This window comes from Actinomyces urogenitalis DSM 15434, from assembly GCF_000159035.1.
In the GTDB taxonomy this organism is placed as follows: Bacteria; Actinomycetota; Actinomycetes; order Actinomycetales; family Actinomycetaceae; genus Actinomyces; species Actinomyces urogenitalis.
Window position 1 is genome coordinate 1,025,372 of sequence record NZ_DS999574.1, and the last position, 20,256, is coordinate 1,045,627.

The 20,256-nt window shown below is 68.6% G+C and carries 18 protein-coding genes; 15 read left to right on the forward strand and 3 right to left on the reverse strand.

The window, feature by feature from the left end; all coding sequences use genetic code 11:
* Nucleotides 1-58: 58 nt before the first annotated feature.
* Both HMPREF0058_RS04450 and HMPREF0058_RS04455 read left to right on the forward strand, forming a co-directional pair.
* On the forward strand, nt 59-3,541 hold the full coding sequence (locus HMPREF0058_RS04450) for an ABC transporter ATP-binding protein/permease (protein ID WP_006548498.1): 3,483 nt from the start codon (nt 59-61) through the stop codon (nt 3,539-3,541).
* Between the two features lie 99 nt (nt 3,542-3,640).
* On the forward strand, nt 3,641-4,231 hold the full coding sequence (locus HMPREF0058_RS04455; protein WP_006548499.1) for a DJ-1 family glyoxalase III: 591 nt from the start codon (nt 3,641-3,643) through the stop codon (nt 4,229-4,231).
* 108 nt (nt 4,232-4,339) lie between these two features.
* Here the strand turns inward: HMPREF0058_RS04455 and HMPREF0058_RS04460 are convergent, their stop codons facing one another.
* The 3 genes from HMPREF0058_RS04460 to HMPREF0058_RS04470 all read right to left on the reverse strand — a co-directional run bounded on the left by HMPREF0058_RS04460 (nt 4,340) and on the right by HMPREF0058_RS04470 (nt 8,583).
* Nucleotides 4,340-5,206 carry an aldo/keto reductase gene (locus tag HMPREF0058_RS04460; protein WP_006548500.1) on the reverse strand — a complete coding sequence of 289 codons (867 nt, stop codon included), beginning with the start codon at nt 5,204-5,206 and terminating at the stop codon, nt 4,340-4,342.
* 564 nt (nt 5,207-5,770) lie between these two features.
* On the reverse strand, nt 5,771-6,376 hold the full coding sequence (locus tag HMPREF0058_RS04465) for a hypothetical protein (RefSeq protein ID WP_006548502.1): 606 nt from the start codon (nt 6,374-6,376) through the stop codon (nt 5,771-5,773).
* Nucleotides 6,377-6,420: 44 nt separating this feature from the next.
* Nucleotides 6,421-8,583, reverse strand: a complete 2,163-nt coding sequence (locus tag HMPREF0058_RS04470; protein WP_006548503.1) for a PspC domain-containing protein — start codon at nt 8,581-8,583, stop codon at nt 6,421-6,423.
* A gap of 136 nt (nt 8,584-8,719) precedes the next feature.
* Here HMPREF0058_RS04470 and HMPREF0058_RS04475 point away from each other — a divergent pair, with 136 nt between their 5' ends.
* From HMPREF0058_RS04475 to HMPREF0058_RS04535, 13 genes are all read left to right on the forward strand, one after another.
* Entirely contained in the window at nt 8,720-10,072 is a 1,353-nt protein-coding gene (locus tag HMPREF0058_RS04475; RefSeq protein ID WP_081449151.1) for an ATP-binding protein, read from the forward strand.
* Complete coding sequence (locus tag HMPREF0058_RS04480; protein ID WP_006548505.1) at nt 10,069-10,791, forward strand: response regulator; 723 nt, start codon at nt 10,069-10,071, stop codon at nt 10,789-10,791. Before HMPREF0058_RS04475 ends, HMPREF0058_RS04480 begins: the two co-directional genes overlap by 4 nt.
* Before the next feature lie 34 nt (nt 10,792-10,825).
* Nucleotides 10,826-11,554, forward strand: coding sequence for an L-threonylcarbamoyladenylate synthase (locus tag HMPREF0058_RS04485; RefSeq protein ID WP_006548506.1), 729 nt, complete (start codon nt 10,826-10,828; stop codon nt 11,552-11,554).
* On the forward strand, nt 11,551-12,687 hold the full coding sequence (locus HMPREF0058_RS04490; RefSeq protein WP_006548507.1) for an MraY family glycosyltransferase: 1,137 nt from the start codon (nt 11,551-11,553) through the stop codon (nt 12,685-12,687). Before HMPREF0058_RS04485 ends, HMPREF0058_RS04490 begins: the two co-directional genes overlap by 4 nt.
* Entirely contained in the window at nt 12,684-13,130 is a 447-nt protein-coding gene (locus HMPREF0058_RS04495; RefSeq protein WP_229082984.1) for a hypothetical protein, read from the forward strand. The genes HMPREF0058_RS04490 and HMPREF0058_RS04495 overlap by 4 nt, the downstream gene beginning before the upstream one ends.
* A gap of 83 nt (nt 13,131-13,213) precedes the next feature.
* Complete coding sequence (atpB, locus tag HMPREF0058_RS04500) at nt 13,214-14,041, forward strand: F0F1 ATP synthase subunit A (protein ID WP_006548509.1); 828 nt, start codon at nt 13,214-13,216, stop codon at nt 14,039-14,041.
* Between the two features lie 79 nt (nt 14,042-14,120).
* Nucleotides 14,121-14,324: an ATP synthase F0 subunit C gene (gene atpE / locus HMPREF0058_RS04505; protein ID WP_006548510.1), complete on the forward strand. Its 204-nt coding sequence runs from the start codon at nt 14,121-14,123 to the stop codon at nt 14,322-14,324.
* A gap of 18 nt (nt 14,325-14,342) precedes the next feature.
* Nucleotides 14,343-14,942, forward strand: a complete 600-nt coding sequence (locus HMPREF0058_RS04510) for a F0F1 ATP synthase subunit B (RefSeq protein WP_006548511.1) — start codon at nt 14,343-14,345, stop codon at nt 14,940-14,942.
* Nucleotides 14,939-15,754 carry a F0F1 ATP synthase subunit delta gene (locus HMPREF0058_RS04515; RefSeq protein ID WP_024036060.1) on the forward strand — a complete coding sequence of 272 codons (816 nt, stop codon included), beginning with the start codon at nt 14,939-14,941 and terminating at the stop codon, nt 15,752-15,754. Before HMPREF0058_RS04510 ends, HMPREF0058_RS04515 begins: the two co-directional genes overlap by 4 nt.
* 62 nt (nt 15,755-15,816) lie before the next feature.
* Nucleotides 15,817-17,448: a F0F1 ATP synthase subunit alpha gene (gene atpA / locus HMPREF0058_RS04520; protein ID WP_006548513.1), complete on the forward strand. Its 1,632-nt coding sequence runs from the start codon at nt 15,817-15,819 to the stop codon at nt 17,446-17,448.
* A 1-nt stretch (nt 17,449) separates the two neighbouring features.
* Nucleotides 17,450-18,394 carry a F0F1 ATP synthase subunit gamma gene (locus HMPREF0058_RS04525; RefSeq protein WP_006548514.1) on the forward strand — a complete coding sequence of 315 codons (945 nt, stop codon included), beginning with the start codon at nt 17,450-17,452 and terminating at the stop codon, nt 18,392-18,394.
* 54 nt (nt 18,395-18,448) lie between these two features.
* Nucleotides 18,449-19,906, forward strand: a complete 1,458-nt coding sequence (gene atpD, locus HMPREF0058_RS04530) for a F0F1 ATP synthase subunit beta (protein WP_006548515.1) — start codon at nt 18,449-18,451, stop codon at nt 19,904-19,906.
* A gap of 2 nt (nt 19,907-19,908) precedes the next feature.
* Nucleotides 19,909-20,256: a F0F1 ATP synthase subunit delta/epsilon gene (locus tag HMPREF0058_RS04535; RefSeq protein ID WP_040319521.1), complete on the forward strand. Its 348-nt coding sequence runs from the start codon at nt 19,909-19,911 to the stop codon at nt 20,254-20,256.

Sequence of the window (20,256 nt, forward strand, 5' to 3'; positions counted from 1 at the left end):
GGACCAGGCCTCGCCCGCTGGCCTGACGCCTCACCACCTCACTGTCCCGGAAGGTCCCATGCTCGAGCTCCGCGCCGTTACCAAGGCCTACCGCACCGCCACGCTCGCCCAGACTGCCCTGGACGCGGTCAGCGTCTCCTTCCGGGACAACGAGTTCGTCGCGGTCCTGGGCCAGTCCGGTAGCGGCAAGACCACGATGCTCAACGTCATCGGCGGGCTGGACCGCTTTGACTCCGGGGACCTCGTCATCGACGGCATCTCCACCCGGGACTACAAGGACCGGGACTGGGATGCTTACCGCAACAACCGCATCGGCTTCGTCTTCCAGGCTTACAACCTCATTCCGCACCAGAGCGTGCTGGCCAACGTCGAGCTGGCGCTGACCCTGTCCGGGGTCTCCCGGGCGCAGCGGCGTGAGCGGGCCCTGGCGGCGTTGGACTCGGTGGGCCTGGCAGATCATGTGCACAAGCGCCCCAACCAGCTCTCTGGTGGCCAGATGCAGCGCGTAGCGATCGCCCGCGCCCTGATCAACGATCCCGAGATCCTGCTGGCGGATGAGCCGACCGGCGCCCTGGACTCGGCGACCTCGGTACAGGTGATGGACCTGCTGCGCGAGGTCGCTGCCGATCGCCTGGTCATCATGGTCACCCACAACCCCGAGCTGGCCCACGAGTACGCCACGCGGATTGTTGAGCTGGCTGACGGGCGAGTCGTGGCCGACTCTGACCCGTACGAGCCGGATAGCCAGGACGCTCGCGAGGCGAAGGAGGCCCGGCGCACGCGCATGGGGACGCTCACGGCGCTGTCACTGTCCTTTAACAACCTCATGACCAAGAAGGGCCGCACGATCATGACCTCCTTCGCGGGGTCGATCGGGATCATCGGCATCGCCCTCATCCTGGCTCTGGCCAACGGCGTCAACGGCTACATCGCGCGTACCGAGGAGGAGGCCCTGACCTCCTACCCGCTGTCGATCCAGTCCACCGGCGTGGACCTGGCCGGTCTCATGCGCGCCGGCGAGGGCGAGCGGGCCGAGGCCAAGGACGGGGAGATCCTCATGACCGAGGGGATCACCTCCACCATGGAGTCCACCACCACCAACGACCTGGCCTCGCTCAAGACCTTCCTGGACTCTTCCGGCTCGGGTGTGGCCGGGCACGTGGCGGCGATCGAGTACTCCTACGACGTCTCGCTCCAGATCTACCTCGCGGACACCTCCGACGGCGTCGTGCGTGTCTTCCCGGACCAGGCCATGAGCCCCATGACATCGGCGATGGGGGACAGCCCGCTGTCAGCGATGACCTCCTTTGACGCCTTCCACCAGCTGCCCGAGGCCAGCACGCTGTATGAGGACCAGTACGACGTCGTCGCCGGGCACTGGCCCCGGTCCGCCAACGAGCTGGTGGTGGTCACGAGCCAGCGGGGCACCCTGGACAACCTCTACGAGTACACGCTGGGCCTGCGCCCCCACGCTGAGCTGCAGACGATGATGAGCGACTTCATGGCTGGTCGCGCCGTGCAGATCGGGGCAGAACCAGCGGGCGCCTCCCCAGCCGCCACGAGTGCGGCGCGAGCCGACGGCGCAGGCCCGGCCACGCCGTCGGCCGGACCGAGTGCCACGGCGACGGCGGAGCCGAGTACGACGGCAACGGCGAGCAATGAGCCGGCCGTGCACAGCTACTCCTACGACGACGTGCTCGGGCGGACCTTCTCCCTGGTACCTGCAGCGGCGCGCTACGCCTACGACGCCGAGCACCGGGTGTGGACCGACCGCTCGGACCAGGAGGAGGTCATGCGCCAGGCGGTGGCCGCGGGGCAGCAGCTGCGCGTGGTGGGGGTGGTGCGTGCGACCGACGACACCACCACCCTCCAGCCCGGCATCGCCTACACCCCGGAGCTGACCCGCCAGGTGGTGCGCGAGGCCGCCGACGCCCAGATCGTGCGCGCCCAGCTCGACCACCCGGACACGGACGTCTTCACCGGACGCACCTTCGCTGATCTCGCCGAGGGCGTGGGCGGCGGGGAGCTGGATATGTCCTCGCTGTTCACCATTGACGGCGAGAAGCTCACGGCCGCCTTCCAGGTGGACCCCAGCGCCCTGCAGACTGACCTGACGGGTCTGGACCTGGGCGCGCTGAGCCTGCCTGACCTGGATACCAGCGGCCTGGACTTCAGCGAGGTGGACCTGAGCGGTCTCGACCTGGCTGCCCTGGCGGGTCAGGTGGACCTGTCGGGCCTGGACCTGGCGGACCTGGCCACGCGCTATCCGCAGCTCGGGCAGATCGACTACGGCGCCGTCGTCGCCTCGGCCCTGGAGGACGGCGTGATCAAGGACGGCGCCGGGGAGTACCTGGCGGGCGTGGCGGGCTCGTTGCTCCAGGGCTTCATGGACTACGTGGCTTCCCAACCGGGCCAGGACACCGACGGCGATGGCGTGCCTGAGCGCGACTGGGCGGGCCTGGCCCGCTCCTACCTCGCCCAACCTGAGGTACGCGAGCAGCTTGCGCAGGCGGCCGGCTCGGACCAGGTGGTCGACTCCGAGCTGCTGACCCAGCGGCTCATCCAGACGCTGGGTGAGGACCCTGCGGTGGAGGAGATCGCCTCGCAGGTCTCGGCGGACCTGGCAGGGGCAGTGGCCTCGCAGGTGGGTAGTCAGTTGACCGCCTCGCTCACGAGCGCGGTCTCCGGTGCGCTGGCCTCCTCGCTGGAGGCGAGTGTGGGCGGGGCGATGACGCAGATGATGACCTCGCTCCAGACCCAGATCGCCACTCAGCTCCGCACCGCGATGGAGGGTTTGGCTACCTCGCTGGCCAGTGCGGTGAGCCTGGACGGCTCGGCTTTTGCCCAGGCCTTCCAGCCCACGATGGACCAGGACGACCTGGCCGCCCTCCTGGCGACCCTCATGACGACGACGGTGCCCACCTACGAGGGCAATCTCGCCTCGCTGGGGTGGGCGGACGAGTCCCGCCCCTCCCAGATCGACATCTACCCCACGAGCTTCGCGGACAAGGACGCGGTCAAGACGATCCTGGACGACTACAACGCCTGGGCGACCGAGGCAGGGCAGGACGCCAAGGTCGTCACCTACACCGACCTCGTAGGTACGCTCATGAGCTCGGTGACGCGGATCGTCAACATCATCACCTGGATGCTCATCGCCTTCGTGGCGATCTCGCTGGTGGTCTCCAGCATCATGATCGCGATCATCACCTACATCTCGGTGCTGGAGCGGAAGAAGGAGATCGGCATCCTGCGTGCGATCGGGGCCTCGAAGTCGGACGTGCGGCACGTCTTTAACGCCGAGACCATCATCGAGGGACTCATTGCGGGCCTCATGGGCGTGGGGATCACGCTGCTCATCTCGGTTCCGGCCAACGCCTTTGTCCAGGCCCGGTTCAATGTCTACCCGATCGCCCACCTGCCGGTGAGTGCCGGGGTGGTGCTCGTGGTGATCTCGGTGGGGCTGACGCTTGTTGCCGGCATCCTGCCCTCGGGGCGGGCGGCCAAGGAGGATCCGGTCGAGGCGCTGCGGGCTGAGTAGCCGGGCCACGGCCCTGCGTGCCGTCAGTGGGGGCCCGCCCTGCCCGGGAGCGTAGGGTCAGCAGTGACCACGACGGTGCTGAGGGAAGGACGCAAGGCGATGGCTGAGTTCAGGGCGGCGACGGACAAGAAGGTCGCGGTGCTCGTGGCCCCGGGGCTGGAGGAGGTTGAGGCGCTGGCGCCGCTGGACATCCTCTTCCGCGCCGGTATCCCGGCGCACCTCATCTCCATCACGCACTCGCGGCAGGTGACGAGCTCTCACCAGGTGGTGCTCAGCTGCACCGCGACCCTGGACGAGCTGTCCGAGGCCGATCTGGACTCCTACGACATGGTTTTCCTGCCTGGTGGGATCCCGGGTACCCCGAACCTCAAGGCTGACGCGCGGGTACGTGAGCTGGTGACGCAGCGCGTGCGTGCGGACCGCCCGGTGGCTGCCATCTGTGCGGCGCCCTCGATCCTGGCCGAGTTGGGGCTGCTGGAGGGGCGCCGGGCGACAGCGAACCCGAGCTTTGTCCAGGTGCTGGCCGATCACGGGGCTCAGGTCAGCGAGGCGAGCGTCGTCGTCGACGGACGGCTGCTCACGAGCCGGGGTATGGCCACGGCCGTGGACCTGGGCCTGGAGATGGTGCGCTTCTACCTCGGTGACGTGGCTGTGGAGGAGATGAAGGAACGGATCGTCTACCAGGGCTGAGGCCTGGTGCGCCTACGCGCCCGGTGATGTGAACGTGGCCTGGCCAGGGCGGAGGCGTTTCCTCCTGCCTGGCCAGGCCACGTCATCAACGTGCCATGTAGACGAGCCTCAGAAGTCGACCTGGTCAGGGTCAGAGTGCTCGGTGTCGTCGACGACGGCGCGTACGGCCTCCATCTGGGCGGGACTGAGCTCGAAGTCGAACAGCTCGGCGTTGGAGCGGATGCGCTCGGGCGTGACGGACTTGGGCAGGATGGCGATGTCCTGCTGCAGCAGCCAGCGCAGGGCCACCTGGGCCGGGGTCCGGCCGATCTGGGCGGCGACGGCGCCCAGCGCAGGATCGCCCAGGACGCGGCCAGATCCCAGCGGGCTCCAGGCCTCGACCGCCAGGCCGTTAGCCTTGGAGCACTCGGCGGCGTCCCACTGGCCGAAGCCGGGGTGCAGCTCGATCTGGTTGACCATGGGGGCCACGCTGGCGTCAGACAGGAGCGCCTCCAGGTGCTTGCGGGTGAAGTTGGAGACGCCGATCGCCCGGGCGCGGCCGGAGGCGTAGATCTCCTCCATGCCGGACCAGGTGGAGGCATTGAGGGCGCGCCAGTCCTGCGGGTGCTGGCGGGAGTTGGCGGGCCAGTGGATGAGGTAGAGGTCCACGTAATCCAGGCCGAGGCGGGACAGGGACTCCTCGATCCCGGCCAAGGCGGCGTCGTGGCCGCGGTGGTCGTTCCACAGCTTGGTGGTGACGAACAGGTCCTTGCGGCTCAGGCCGGCCTCAGCCAGGCCTTCGGCGATACCGCGGCCCACGGCTTCCTCGTTGCCGTAGACGGCGGCGGTGTCGATGTGGCGGTAACCGGCGGCGATTGCCTCCTTGACGCCGGCCGTGGCCTGGGCGGCGTCGGTGACCTGCCAGGTGCCGTAGCCGATCATCGGCATCTGGGTGTTGTGAGCGAGAGGCGTGGTGCCATCCAGGGTGGTGATCATGAGGATCCTTCCGCAGGTGCGGGACGTGGGGGCGCGCGGTGCGGTGCCGTGGCCAGGCTAGGGGAGCAGGTGCTGGGACGGGACCGGTGTTGCTAGGAGCGAATCGGGGAACAAGGGCGTAGGAGAGCTCGGGGAGACGGGCGGCGAGTATTTCCCATGGATTTTTCAGGTTCCCGGGGGGTGATTGTTCAGGGTGAGCGGGTTACATATGAGTCACCGCCGGACGGAACAGGTCACGAGGGTTGGGGAACCCGATGACCGGCCTGGACCGAGACGGCCACGAGTACTAGGGAGCTCGGGGCAGTCGCTTCGGTGAAGGAGGAGCGCTCCGTGGGCCTGGGAACCCACGTCGAGCACCTCAGTGACACAGGCCCTCGGGCCCGGGAGACCGGGCCCGAGGGCTTCGTCCTGTGTGAGCCGCGGTGGGCTGGGGTTGCCTGGCTGGCTGCGTCAGTTCGTCGCTTTAGGTGGTGAACAGTCGGTTCCCATGCTTGCCGCACCCGAACCGACTGTCCAGGGCCTGAAGCGACGCGCTCGGGGGAGACGACCCGCCAGAACAGGACTTCAGCGAGCGGGACGGCGTTTGGGCAGGACCGCGATGACGAGCAACGCTGCCCCGGCCGCTGCCAGCAGGACGATCGCCGCGCTGACCGGGTCGATCCTCAGCCCTAGTCCCGTAGCCAGCAGCACCACGCCGATCGTGACCAGGATGAGGCCCCACAGGAGGGTCCCCGGGCGCGGGCCGGAGCGACGAGCCGGCTCCTCGGCCTCGGGCCCCCTGGCCAGCGAGGATCCGGACCACACGACCTCGGGGTCCTGCGGATTCGCGCCGAGGCTGCGTGCCTGCTCAGCGCTGGAGGCGGAGATGGCGGATGCGCGTCCGGCCTCCTCGCCGCTGCGTGCGCCAGGCCAGGGGCGGGTGGAGCGGATCGCCTCCAGAGGGTCGGTCGGCGCCAGGTCATCTGCCGTGGCAGGCGCGGACCAACCTGCCTGAGACAGCTGCTCGGTGGCGGCAGTCGTGGGCAACGCCTCGGTCGGCGCAGCGCCTGGAAGGACCTCAGTGACCTGAGGGGTCTTCTCCGCGGCTGCCTCAGCATCTTCCGGAGACATGACGGTGGTCGGCAGATCGGCAGGCGAGGGGGCGGACATCGGCTGGGTGGGGGAGGTCATGGCTTCTTCTCCTGGTAAGGGTTGCTGAGACGATGGGGTGGCGCTCATGCGGCGGGCTGAGCGGACTGGGTAGCGGTGGGCTCGGCCTCAGCGGACGGGCTCGGGGTGGCTGAGGGATCCGTGGCGGTGGTGGTGCCCTCCTTGGGCACGGAGCCCGTGGCAATGACCTGGTCTAGGCAGCTGGCCATCGCCGCCTTAGCGGTCGGGGTCAGCGAGCTGAGGTTGTCCAGCGTGACCCACTCGTCGGAGTTCTCATAGGAGTTCAGGTCCTCCTCGTCCTGGCTGGCGTACTGCTTGGCGGACAGGGCCTTGGCCTGCGTCAGGCACTGGTTGGCCTGCCCTGCGGAGACGACCGGGTGCGTCATGTCAGGAATCGGTAGATCAGAGTCGGAGTGAGTCTTGCCCTTGACATCCGTCCACGAGTCGACGATCCAGTAGTCGCCCATCTTGTAGCCGGCCCAGAATGGTGAGCCTGCTGCTCTCTCGGACACGGCGATCTCTCCCATGCCGAGCACGGCCTTGATGCTCAGTGCCGGTTCCTCCGCTGCGGCATTCTCCGAGCGCAGCGTGGCGTGGGTGGACAGGCCGTCGTTCTCGTAGATGACGGTGGACAGCAGGCGCTCTCCGGAGAAGGTGAATCTCTCCGGCCACGTCGTGCTGGTCAGGTCGGTCTGGGCACCGTCAGCCGTCCAGCGCCCGTGGACGTCGCCGTGCAGAGTGCCGAGGTTGACAGCGGTGATGGCCTCCATGCTCTGGGTCTGCTTGGTGAGCAGACGAATCGCGCCACTGCCGACCTCGATCGTGACGTTCTTGACCGGGTACGGGCCGTCGCCGAGCTTCGTGAGATCCACAGTCACGTCAGCGGCTCCGTAGGATCCAAGGTCCAGCACCTTGTCCCTCGACTGGGCAGCGTCCTGGAGCATCCGGTCAGTGACGGTCACGACCACGGGACGCAGCTCGACGGCGCCCGAGACAGATCCGGAGGGAAACGCGGTTCCCAGGGCGAGGACGGGGACGGCCGCGAAGGCGGCCAGCCAGCCGAAGCCGGTCATCCAGCCACCACGCCGACCTCGCAGCGCGCTGATGGTCACCCCCAGCCCCAGCAGGCCGACGACGGCACCCGCCGCCACGAGCCCGGCGCCCAGCACACCCAGCGTGCCAGTCGAGACCCCCAGGACGCTGGCTGCCAGCGCGAGGAGGGCCAGGCCCAGGACGATGAGCGAGACCGTGCGGCCAGGACCGGGGACTCGTGGCTTGGGGGGACGCGGAGGCTGGACCGGCTGGAGCGGGCGTGCCGGGGCGGCGGCCGACGGCGGTGGCGTCGACACTCTGGCACCTCCAGGTGCTCCGCTGTAGGTGTAGACCGGTCGTGGGCCACTGCCAGCCGGCGCCTGGGCAGTTGAGGGCGCTGGTCCGGGCTGAGGCGTAGCGGCCGGTGCCGGCGCGGGCTGAGGCGTAGCTGCAGGTGCCGGTCCGGGCTGAGGCGCGGCTGCCGAGCGCGGCGCCTGCCACGCCGCCGTGCCCTGAGGAGGCACAGGTCCTGCTGCCATTGCCGCAGTCTGAGCCTGACGGTGCTCACGCCGACGCTGGATCACCCGTACCACGGCCCAGACGACCAGACACACGACGGCCACGTTGAGACCGAACCATGCCATACCGGCGATCACGTGGCCGAGGCCCTCACCGACGAACCACCCAGGCAGTATGCCGTGGTCACTGAGCGCCGCACCGGCGAGGATGGCGGCAATCGCGCCAGCCAGGCCGGCGTCGACATCGCCCTCCAAGGCCTGCTGGACGTGAATGCGCCCGTCACGCTCCTCAGGCATGAGCGCCCAGCCCAGCCCGTAGATGATGAGCCCGACGCCGGTAAAGACGCACAGCACCGCCCACACGCAGCGCACGAGCACGGGATCGACGCCGAGGCGACGTGCCAGCCCACCAGCCACACCACCGACCCACCGCTGCTCGGTGCGGACCAGGCCGGTGCGACGCACGGAGTCAAAGAAGCCATCGGTGGGACGCGGACCCCCAGGGGCCTGGTAGTGGTAGCCGGTGGGGTCTGGCTGCGGGCCTGGGTGCCCAGGACCCGCCTGGTAGCCAGGGCCCGCCTGGAAGCCGGCTTCGGCCTGCGCGGACGGGCCAGCGGACTGCTCGCCGCCCTGGGCGGGATCGTGGGGGGCCTGTGAAGGCTGCTCGGGATTGCTCATGGCTCTATGCTCCCGGGCGGGCCTGTCCCAGCGCGATGAGGGGAGACCCTGAGCCGCCCCTGATTCCTCGACTCCGCGCCCCTGGTTCCACCCTCAGGGAGGTATTTCTGTCTCACCCACGTGCCACGATGGAGCCATGACGACGACGGCCACACCACGACGCGCCTCCACGCGCCTGCCGCTGCGCCGCCCTCTGCGTGCCTCTGCGTCCGCCGTGGTCCCCGGTGCTCACGGCACGCCCCTGCCCCAAGAGGCTCCACGCCGTGTGGTCGGCGGAGTCTGTGCCGGTCTGGCCGCGCACCTGGGACTGGCGGTGGCCGGGGTCCGTCTCGCTATGGTGGCGGCTGCCTTCATGGCGGGAGCGGGCGTCCTGCTCTATCTCCTGCTATGGGCCTTCGTGCCAGCCGGCGATCCCTGGGCTGAGGCCGCCGGTCAAGTCCCGCCAGCGCGCGCCCGGCTCGCCTCACGCCTGCAGTCCCCCTCCGACGGCGCCTCACGTCTGTCCGCCAACGCCACCACGCTGCTGGGTGGAGGCGCGCTCGTACTCGCCGCGCTGCTCATCACCGTGTGGCGGGCCGGCTACCTCCCGGCCGGGCAGTGGTTGCTGCCGGCCCTGGTCATCGCAGCAGGCGCAGCCCTGTCCTGGTCCCAGATTGACGCTGTGACCGGGCCTGAGCGTGACCGCGGCGCCACACTGCGCCTGGCAGGCGGGGTCGTCCTGGCCGCCGTGGGCATCCTCCTGGTCATCGGCGCGGACACCCCTCCACGGGTCCTGCTGACCGGAGCGCTGACGGGCGGTGCGCTGGTGATCTGCATCGCGCTCGTGCTCGCGCCCGTGTGGCTGCAGACCAACCGGGCCATGAACCAGGCCCGCGCCGCTGAGGTGCGCGAGGCCGAGCGCGCGGACATCGCCGCTCACCTTCACGACTCTGTCCTGCAGACCCTCACCCTCATCCGCAAGCGGGCGGACGAGCCTGAGACCGTGGCCCGTCTGGCGCGCTCCCAGGAGAGGGAGCTGCGTGCCTGGCTCTATACCGACCGTCCGGAGGCCGGCACCTCGGTGGCCGATGCCGTGCGGGACCTGGTGGGGGAGATCGAGGACCGCTACGGCGTGGGGATCGACCTGGTCATCGTCGGGGACCGTGCCCCGGACCGTGAGACCGAGGTCGTCGTGGCCGCGGCGCGTGAAGCCCTATCCAACGCCGTGCGCCACGGCGCCCCACCGGTCAGCGTCTATGCCGAGATCGCGGCGGAGAGCCTGGAGGTCTTCGTGCGAGACCGTGGGACCGGCTTCGATCTCGACGAGATCGCTTCCGACCGCCACGGCGTGCGCGAGTCGATCATCGCCCGCATGTCTCGCCACGGTGGCCAGGCCAGGATCCGCCGTCTGGAGCAGGGCACCGAGGTCCATCTGGCACTCACGTCCTCCCTCCCCGCATCTTCCTCGTCCTCCTCGCACCGTCCCACCTCCGTATCCTCAGGATCATGATGGCCTCGACCTCCTCCCTCCCCGCCGGCTCTGCCTCACAGGAGACTGGCAGCGGGGCTCCTGCCCGCCTACGACTCCTCGTCGTTGACGACCACGCCCTGGTACGTGCCGGGGTGCGCGCTGAGCTGACCTCCCACGCCGCCGACCTCGAGGTGGTGGCCGAAGCGGACGACGTCGAGGGTGCGATTGCTGCGGTCCACGCGCTTGCGCCCGACGTCGTCCTCCTCGATGTCCACCTGCCCGGCGGCAACGGTGGGGGAGGGACAGAGGTCGTGGCCTCCTGCCATGACGTGCCTGCCACCCGTTTTCTGGCGCTGAGCGTCTCCGACGCCTCCGAGGACGTCGTCGGCGTCATCCGCGCGGGCGCCCGGGGCTACGTCACCAAGGCCATCTCCACCGCGGACCTGGCCCAGGCCGTGCGGCGCGTGGCCGCCGGTGACGCCGCCTTCTCCCCGCGGCTGGCCGGATTCGTCCTGGACGCCTTCGGGGCAGGGACGGGAGAGGTCGCCGTGGCCGACTCCGAGCTGGACCGCCTGTCTGCGCGTGAGCGCGAGGTCATGCGGCTTATCGCCCGCGGCTACACCTACAAGGAGTGTGCCTCCGAGCTCTTCATCTCGGTCAAGACGGTGGAGACACACGTATCCGCTGTGCTGCGCAAGCTTCAACTGTCCAACCGCAACGAGCTCACTCGCTGGGCCGCCGCGCGGCGCATCGTGTGAGGCGGTCACCGGGGGTGAGCAGGATCGTGGGAGGATGACCGACGTGAACGAGGACCGGACCCTGAGTACCGTCGTCGCGCATGTGCGTGACGGGGGGCTCGTCATCATCCCGACCGACACGGTCTACGGCATCGGCACTCTCGCCTCGGACGCGGCCGCCGTTGCACGCCTGCTGGCAGCCAAGGGCCGCGGGCGCCAGATGCCCCCGCCCGTTCTCGTCGCAGGGCCTGACCAGCTCGACGGCGTGGTCGGAGCGCTGCCGCCTGCCGCCCAGGCGCTGATGGAGGCCTTCTGGCCCGGTGCCCTGACCATCATCCTGGACGCCGCACCGGACCTGGGCTGGGACCTGGGGGAGACCGGCGGGACTATCGCTGTGCGCATGCCTGACCACCCTCTCGCCCTGGAGCTGCTGCGCGCCACCGGCCCGATGGCGGTCACCAGCGCTAACCACACCGGTCAGCCCCCGGCTACAGACGCTGCCAGCGCGCGGGTGGCCTTCCCCGGCCGCGTGCGCGAGGCCGGCTCACCGGGCGCCGGCTCGCCCGACCGCAGCGAGGGGGACATTCTCCTGCTCGACGGCGGAGCCACCCCGGGCCCAGTCCCCTCCACGATCGTCTCGCTGGCCGGGGATCATGCCTACTCTCCCCGTATCATCCGCGACGGCGTGCTCTCACTCAGCCAGCTCGCCGTCGTCCTGGACCCGGTCCTCACGCAGGCGGGAGCGTCCCCGATGACGGCCGGCAGCGAGGTCCCGCGTCCGTGAGGCTCTACCTGCTCATCATGCTTATCGCGGCGGCTGTCACCTACCTGACGGTCCCCGTGGTCCGGCACGTCGCCTTGGTCACCAACGCCCTGACGCCGGTGCGTGCCCGAGACGTGCACTCCACGCCGATCCCCCGCCTGGGTGGGGTGGCGATGTTCGCGGGCTTCGCCACGGCGATGGCGGTGGCTTCGCGCGTGCCCTTCCTCGGAGGCGTCATCGACCGCTCGGCCTGGGCCGTGGTGCTGGGAGCGGGGCTGGTGTGCCTGCTGGGTGTCATCGATGACCTGTGGGACCTGGACTGGCTGACCAAGCTCTCCGGGCAGGTGCTGGCGGCCGGCCTCATGGCGTGGCAGGGAGTCCAGCTCATTACCTTCCCCATTGGCGGGCTGACCATCGGTTCCTCGCGCCTGTCACTGATCTCCACGGTGCTCGTGGTGGTTGCGGCAATCAACGCCGTCAACTTCGTCGACGGTCTGGACGGGCTGGCGGCCGGCATCATCGGCATCGGTGCCAGTGCCTTCTTCGCCTACGTCTACGTGCTGACGCGCATAACCTCGCCGGGCTCCTACACCTCGCTGGCGGCTACGGTGGTCGCGGCGCTGCTGGGCATCTGCCTGGGGTTCCTGCCGCACAACTTCCATCCCGCCAAGATCTTCATGGGGGACTCCGGCTCGATGCAGCTGGGGCTGCTGTCCGCCGCGGGCACGATCATCGTCACCGGCCAGATCGATCCTGGTGCCTTCGCCGGGCAGACGGCCCTGCCGGTCTTCCTGCCGATCCTGCTGCCCCTGGCCGTCCTCCTGCTGCCGCTGACGGACATGATGATGGCGATCGTGCGGCGTACCCGGGCGGGCCACAGCCCCTTCCATCCCGACCGTATGCATATGCACCACCGCCTCCTGGCTGCCGGGCACTCCCACCGCCGTGCCGTGCTCGTGATGTACCTGTGGGCCGCCGTCGCCTCCTACTCCGTGGCAGCGATGGCCTTCTTCCCCCTGCGCTGGGTGCTGCCCGGGGCAGGAATCGCCCTGGTGTTCACCGTCCTCATGACGGTTGACCTCATGCCGGGCCTGCGTCAGGCCTGGCGCCGACGCATGACGACCCGCCGGATCCGCCCGAAGGACCTTTCATGACTCCCACGCCACCGCCTCCTGGCCCGCTCAGCCACCAGGAGGTCTTCCGCCGTACTGCTCGGCGTGTGCTCGTCGTCGGCCTCGTGCTGGCGGCCCTGGCCTTGGCAGGGGGAGGGGTGACAGGCGGTCAGGCCTGGTCCGGTGTGCTGTGGGGAGCCGGGGCAGGAGCCGTGCTGACGATCGTGACGGCGGCGGCACTGGCTGTGCCGTGGGATCGCTACCCGCTGCTGGCCTCCAGCGGCGTCATGATCTCCTTCGCCGCCAAGATCGTGGTCATGGTCGCCGTGGTGGTGCTTGCCGGACCGTACAAGGCCAGCTTCTCTGCGGGCTGGTTCTTCGCCAGCCTGGCTGTGATCCTTCTCGCGGTCACGGCTGTCGAGGTCGGCAGCCTGGCCACAGGCCGCACACTGACCGTCCAACCTCCTCAGGACACCGACGACTGAGGTGGACCACGCGTCACTTTCGGCTAGAGTGACGCACGACGCCGTCCCGTCCCGACGGTATCCCATCATCCAAAGGAGGTCTGGTGATCAGGAGCGCTGCCCTGGCGGCCAGCCTGTCCGCACTCGCACCGGCTGCGAGCGAGGTCGACGGCTTCGAGCCTCCTTCAATCTCGGACTTCTTCCCGAAGAGTTTCGCCTTCGTCGGCACGCCCTTTGAGCTCAACCGCATCATGATGGTGCGACTGATCATGGTGGCCGCCCTCCTGCTCTTCTTCGGCATCGGTGCCGCGCGGGCCAAGGTTGTTCCCGGGCGCTTCCAGAACGTGTGCGAGATGCTGCTGGACTTCGCCCGCGTCAACATCGCCGAGGAGATCATCGGCAAGAAACGCGCCCACCCCTACGTCCCCATCATCACCACGATCTTCCTGGGCGTGCTGTTCATGAACATCTCGGGCATCATCCCGGGTCTGAACATCGCTGCCACCAGCGTCATCGGTATGCCGATCGTCTACGCGGTGGTGGCCTACATCGCCTTCGCCTACGCCGGGGTCAAGAACCACGGGGTGGGTGGGTTCCTGCGCGGATCGGTGCTGCCTGGTGGCGTACCCAAGCTGCTGTGGCCGCTCATCATCCCCATCGAGTTCCTCTCCAACCTCATCATGAGGCCGGTGACCCTGACCATCCGACTCCTGGCCAACATGGTCTCCGGCCACCTACTGCTGGCCCTGTGCTACGCAGCGACCAACTACTTCTTCCTCTACGCCGCAGGGGCCATGAAGGCTATGGGCGTGGTGACCTTCTCCGTCGCGATCGTCTTCGTGCTCTTCGAGCTCTTCGTCGCGGCGCTGCAGGCTTACATCTTTGCTCTGCTGACGGCTGTGTACATCGAGTCCTCGATCAACACGCACTGACCTGACCTTCCGCACATCTCAATACCTCTCACACCAGCGAGCAGGCACTGGCCCGTTCGTGCGAACACAAGGAGAAACCATGGAGGGAAACCTCGCGACCATCGGCTACGGCCTCGCCACGCTCGGCCCGGGCATCGGTATCGGCCTGCTCGTGGCCAAGACCCAGGAGGGCACTGCCCGCCAGCCTGAGGTTGCCGGCGCCCTGCGCACCAACATGTTCATTGGTGCCGCCCTCATCGAGGCTCTGGGTCTGCTCGGCTTCGCCGCGGGCTTCGTCTTCTGATCTGGGGCGGTCGCCTCCATGACCTCACTAACCCTGTCCACGGCCCTCGCGCCGGCGGTCCTGGCTGCCTCTGGCAGCGAGGGCAATATCCTGCTGCCGCACAGCTATGACCTGGTGTGGGGCACGATTGCCTTCCTGCTGATCGCTGGGCTCCTCATCTTCTTCGCTCTGCCCCGCTTCACCGCGGTGCTGGACGAGCGCACGAAGAAGATCGAGGAGGGCCTGGCCCTGGCTGACAAGGCCAAGGAGGACCAGAAGGACGCCGAGCTCAAGGCTGCGCGCCTGGTTGAGGACGCCCGCCGCGAGGCGGCCCAGATCCGTGACCAGGCCCAGGACGAGGCTCGACTCATTATCGCTCAGGCCCGCACCGAGGCCCAGGCTGAGGCCGGACGCGCCCTGGAGGCCGCCCAGCGCCAGATCCTGGCTGACAGGCAGGCCGCTCAGATCTCGCTGCGCTCCGACGTCGGCCTCCTGGCGACCTCGCTCGCGGAGAAGATCGTTGGTGAACAGCTGAGCGACGCCGCGGTCTCCTCCCGGGTCATCGACCGCTTCCTGGACAGCCTGGAGTCTGACACCGACGCCCTGGCCCAGGAAGCCGCCCACGGGGAGGCTCGGTGAACACCGGAACCTCCGCGTCTCGGGACGCGGCTCGTCAGGCCTGGGACCCCGTGCTCGTCGCTGCCGGCGCCGCGGGGCAGGAGCTGGGTGAGCAGATCCTCGCCCTGGCTCACCAGGTTGCCAAGGCCCGGCTCGCCGGGCCGCTGACGGACCCCGGTCGCGACGGCGAGGACAAGGCGGCGCTCGTGGGCCGTCTGCTGGAGGGCAAGGTCGACGCGCGCGTCGTCGAGCTCCTCCAGGGGATGGTGCGTGGGCGCTGGTCCGCCCCCGTCGACCTCATCTCCTCTCTCCACGACCTGGGTATCGCCTCGGTCCTGGCGGGTGCACGCGCCGACGGGACGGTCGACGACGTCGAGCAGGAGCTCTTCGACGTCACCGACGTCATCACGGCCAACCGTGACCTACGTCAGGCGCTCGAGCCCTCGCGGCGCACGACGACGGAGGACCGGGTACGTCTGGCCCGCTCCCTGTTCGCCACGCGCCTGTCGGCACCGGCGATGAGCCTGTTGACCTGGTGCGTGCGTCACCGTACTGAGGGCGGCGTCCCGCGCAACCTGCGCCGCGTCACCGAGCTGGCAGCCGCGATGCAGTCACGCGTCATCGCTGACGTCGTGACCGCTGTGCCCATGACCCGTCAGCAGGAGGGGCGCCTCATCGCGGTCCTGCAGCGCAGGCTGGGAAGCGACGTCGAGCTCAACACGATGGTCGACCCTGCCGTCGTCGGCGGGGCCAAGGTCACCGTCGGGAACGTTGTCATTGACTCCACCGTGAGCTCTTCCATCCACGACCTGCGGGCGGCTCTGGCGTCCTGACGCCGCCCACACCACACGTCCCGGTCCTTGGACCGGTTCCACCACCCACAAGGAGACGACAGATGGCTGACCTGACCATCAGGCCGGAGGAGATCCGCTCCGCGCTCGACGAGTTCGTCGAGTCCTACAAGCCCGCCGAGGTGGCTGCCGAGGAGGTCGGTCACGTCGTCTTCGCCGCGGACGGCATCGCCCACGTCGAAGGCCTGCCCGGCGTCATGGCCAACGAGCTGCTGACCTTCGAGGACGGCACCGCGGGACTGGCGATGAACCTGGACGAGCGCCAGATCGGCGTCGTCGTCCTGGGCGACTTCACCGGCATCGACGAGGGCCAGGTGGTCCGCCGCACCGGAGAGGTCCTGTCCGTGCCGGTAGGCGACGGCTACCTGGGACGCGTCGTCGACCCGCTGGGCCGCCCGATCGACGGCCTGGGCGAGATCGCCTCCGAAGGCAGGCGCGCCCTGGAGCTCCAGGCTCCCGGCGTCATGTCCCGTAAGTCCGTGCACGAGCCCCTGCAGACCGGGCTCAAGGCCATTGACTCGATGATCCCGATCGGTCGTGGTCAGCGCCAGCTCATCATCGGTGACCGCAAGACCGGTAAGACCGCGATCGCCCTGGACACCATCCTCAACCAGAAGGCTGCCTGGGACAGCGGGGACCCGGACAAGCAGGTGCGCTGCATCTACGTAGCTACCGGCCAGAAGGGCTCGACCATCGCCTCGGTGCGCGCCACCCTGGAGGAGCGCGGTGCCCTGGAGTACACGACGATCATCGCCTCCCCGGCCTCAGACCCGGCGGGATTCAAGTACCTCTCGTCCTACACCGGTTCGGCTATCGGCCAGCACTGGATGTACGCCGGCAAGCACGTGCTCATCGTCTTTGACGACCTGTCCAAGCAGGCCGAGGCCTACCGAGCGGTATCGCTGCTGCTGCGCCGTCCGCCGGGCCGCGAGGCCTACCCCGGTGACGTCTTCTACCTGCACTCGCGTCTGCTGGAGCGTTGCGCCAAGCTCTCCGACGACCTGGGCGCCGGCTCGATGACGGGACTGCCCATCATCGAGACCAAGGCCAACGACGTCTCCGCCTACATCCCGACCAACGTCATCTCCATCACCGACGGTCAGATCTTCCTTCAGTCCGATCTGTTCAACGCGGACCAGCGTCCCGCCGTCGACGTGGGTATCTCGGTCTCCCGTGTGGGTGGCGCGGCCCAGATCAAGGCGATGAAGAAGGTCGCCGGTACGCTCAAGCTCACGCTTGCCCAGTACCGCTCGATGCAGGCCTTCGCGATGTTCGCCTCTGACCTGGACGCCGCCACGCGCCAGCAGCTCACCCGCGGTGAGCGCCTCATGGAGCTGCTCAAGCAGCCGCAGTTCACGCCCTACCCCGTGGAGGAGCAGGTCGTGAGCGTGTGGACGGGCACCAACGGCTACCTCGACGACCTCGAGGTCAGTGAGGTCCTGCCCTTCGAGGCGGCTCTGCTGGGCTACCTGCGTCGCAGTTCCTCGGTGCTGGAGACCATCCGCTCCACCGGGCAGCTGACCGAGGAGACCGAGGCCCAGCTCAAGGCAGACGTCGAGGCCTTCCGCAGCTCCTACGCGGCTGGCGACCACTTGCTGACCGGCGAGGTCGCCGCTGCCGAGGACGAGGCCCCGGCCGAGCGCACGAGCGAGCAGATCGTGCTCAAGAGGGGCTGACGTGGCAGGCAACCAGCGCGTCTACAAGCAGCGGATCCGCTCCACCCAGACCCTCCAGAAGGTCTTCAGGGCGATGGAGCTCATCGCCTCCTCGCGGATCGGTGTTGCACGTCGCAACGCTCAGGAGGCGGGGCCCTATGACCACGCCCTGAGCCAGGCGGTGGCCGCCGTTGGTACCCACTCCAGCCTTGACCACCCCATCACCCAGGAGCGCAGCGACACCAAGCGGGTGGCGGTCCTCGTGGTCACCTCGGACCGAGGCATGGCCGGCGCCTACTCCGCCACCGTCCTGCGTGAGTCGGAGCGGCTGATCGACCAGCTCGTCGAGGAGGGCAAGGAGCCGGTGGTCTTCACCGCCGGACGCCGGGCCCTGTCCTACTTCTCCTTCCGCGAGCGTGAGGTCGAGCGGTCCTGGACCGGCGAGTCAGATCGCCCCGGCGAGGAGATGATCGAGGACATCGCCCAGGCTCTGCTGGAGAGCTTCCTGGCTCCTGCCGAGCAAGGGGGCGTCGCCGAGGTGCATATCGTCTTCACCCGGTACGTCTCCATGGTCTCCCAGGTCCCCGAGGTCCGGCGGATGCTTCCGCTGACCGTCGTGGACGTGGACGGTCCCAGCGAGCTGGACCGTGAGGACCACGTGCGCGGCACGGAGTACCAGAAGGCTGAGGCCACCGGTGCTGCCCCGCTCTACGAGTTTGCTCCCTCAGCTGAGCTGGTCCTGGATGCGCTGCTGACCCGCTACGTGCGCAGCCGCATCCGCAACGCCCTCCTCCAGGCCGCGGCCTCGGAGCTGGCCAGCCGCCAGCAGGCCATGCACACGGCCACGGACAATGCTGAGGACCTCATCAACACCTACACCAGGCTCGCCAACCAGGCGCGCCAGGGAGACATCACCCAGGAGATCTCTGAGATCGTCTCGGGTGCCGACGCCCTGGCCGCTGAGTAGCGATCCCACAAGCCCACCGACCACTGCCAGACACGGACACGGAAGATACGGATCATGGCTGACGAGACCACCACCGCCCCGGCGGCAACCCCCGGGACCGGACGCATCACGCGGATCATCGGCGCCGTCGTCGACGTCGAGTTCCCGCCCGACGCCATCCCGGAGATGTACAACGCCCTCAAGGTGACCATCAAGGGCACCGGCGAGGGGGACGAGGACCACGAGATCACCCTCGAGGTTGCCCAGCACCTGGGGGACAACATCGTGCGCACGATCTCCCTCAAGCCCACCGACGGCCTGGTGCGTGGCTCCCAGGTTCGTGACACCGGCGCCCCGATCACCGTGCCGGTCGGTGACGTGACCAAGGGTCACGTCTTCAACGTCACCGGTGAGGTCCTCAACCTCGCCCCGGGCGAGAGGCTTGAGGTGACCGAGCGCTGGCCGATCCACCGCCAGCCCCCGGCTTTCGACCAGCTCGAGGCCAAGGAGCAGATGTTTGAGACCGGCATCAAGGTCATCGACCTGCTCACCCCCTATGTCCAGGGTGGCAAGATCGGCCTGTTCGGTGGTGCGGGTGTGGGCAAGACCGTCCTCATCCAGGAGATGATCCAGCGTGTGGCCCAGAACCACGGCGGTGTCTCCGTCTTCGCCGGTGTGGGTGAGCGTACCCGTGAGGGTAACGACCTCATCGTCGAGATGGACGAGGCCGGCGTCTTTGACAAGACCGCCCTCGTATTCGGCCAGATGGACGAGCCGCCGGGCACGCGTCTGCGTGTGGCGCTGTCCGCGCTGACGATGGCGGAGTACTTCCGCGACGTCCAGCACCAGGACGTGCTGCTGTTCATCGACAACATCTTCCGTTTCACCCAGGCCGGCTCTGAGGTCTCCACGCTGCTGGGGCGCATGCCCTCGGCCGTGGGTTACCAGCCGAACCTGGCCGACGAGATGGGTCAGCTCCAGGAGCGCATCACCTCCGCGGGCGGTCACTCAATTACCTCGCTGCAGGCCATTTACGTGCCTGCTGACGACTACACCGACCCGGCTCCGGCCACGACCTTCGCGCACCTGGACGCCACCACCGAGCTCTCTCGTGAGATCGCCTCCCGTGGTATCTACCCGGCCGTGGACCCGCTGGCCTCCTCCTCGCGCCTGCTTGCCCCCCAGTTCGTGGGCGAGGAGCACTACGAGGTCGCCACCCGCGTGAAGTCCATCCTGCAGAAGAACAAGGAGCTGCAGGACATCATCGCGATCCTGGGTGTGGACGAGCTGTCCGAGGAGGACAAGGTCACGGTCAACCGTGCCCGCCGCATCGAGCAGTTCCTGTCCCAGAACACCTACATGGCTGAGAAGTTCACCGGCGTTCCGGGCTCCACGGTGCCGCTGAGCGAGACCATCGAGGCCTTCAAGCGCATCGCCGACGGCGACTACGACCACGTGCCTGAGCAGGCCTTCTACAACATCGGCGGCATCGAGGACCTCGAGCGTCGCGCCGCTGAGCTTGCCGAGAAGTGACCATGGCGGGTACGCGTGAGCTGAGCGCCGAGGTCGTCTCCCGTCGCGGGGGGACGGCCTGGCAGGGCAGCGCCCGCAGCGTCTCGGTCCCGCTGATCGACGGCGAGCTGGGTGTGCTGCCTGGTCGTCAGCCGGTCCTGGCTCTGCTGGGCCGTGGCGGGGTACGGATCGAGACCGTGGAGGGTGAGTCTGTGACCCTTGAGGTTGCCGGCGGCTTCTGTTCGGTGGACCAGGACGTCGTCACGGTGGCGGCCGACCGCGTCGACTCCGAGATCACCGGAGACGACGCCTCGGACATTGACCTGGTCAGCGAGCACGTCGTGGCGACCGACTCGGAGAACCTGGACTGA